Below are 696 nucleotides of genomic sequence, written 5' to 3' on the forward strand. Positions count from 1 at the left end.
CATCATCATCGGCATGCCGCCCAGGTAGGCGTAGGCGCTGGCAGTAACCAGGTTGGTGGCGCCAGGGCCGAGGGTGGACAGGCTGACGCCGGTCTTGCCGGTCAGGCGGCCATAGGTGGCAGCCATGAAACCTGCGGACTGCTCGTGACGGGTCAGTACCAGCTTTATCTTCGACTTGCGCAGGGATTCGAGCAGGTCGAGGTTTTCCTCACCCGGAATGCCGAACACATACTCGACACCTTCGTTTTCCAGGCATTGCACAACGACATCGGCGGCCTTGGCCATCTTGCTTGCTACCTCAAGTGATGGGACGGTGGACGTCCGGAAATGCGCAGCACGGTACGCTGGCATCGCTCAGCCCAGAGCCAGGAGTGCCCCGAACCAAAGTCTTGACGTAGGGTGGGCTCGGGAAAGTCACGTGAGTGTGACGGGAATATTGTCGCAGCCTGGGTATTGCGCGCTCAGAGTGGGAGTTGTGGGAGCGGGCGAGTCGAGGCGTCGAACCGCAGCGAACACCGGCGAAGCCGGTGCCATGCACCGCGTCGCCTGCTTCGCGGGCATGCCCGCTCCCACACAGGGGATTGCGTAGGGCTGGATATTTTTGCGCCACAAAGACAAAACCCCTACCTGCATGCGCAGATAGGGGTTTTGCGAAATGAATCTTGACGATGACCTACTCTCACATGGGGAAACCCC

1 protein-coding gene is annotated in these 696 nt (G+C 60.5%); it reads right to left on the reverse strand.

Annotated elements, in window-relative coordinates:
• On the reverse strand, positions 1–285 hold a 285-nt coding region (locus tag CAF70_RS25985; RefSeq protein ID WP_256573321.1), incomplete at its 3' end, for a thiamine pyrophosphate-binding protein.
• Positions 286–696 lie beyond the last annotated feature (411 nt).

The sequence above is a fragment of the Pseudomonas sp. B19(2017) genome (assembly GCF_002113165.1).
Classification (GTDB): Bacteria; Pseudomonadota; Gammaproteobacteria; order Pseudomonadales; family Pseudomonadaceae; genus Aquipseudomonas.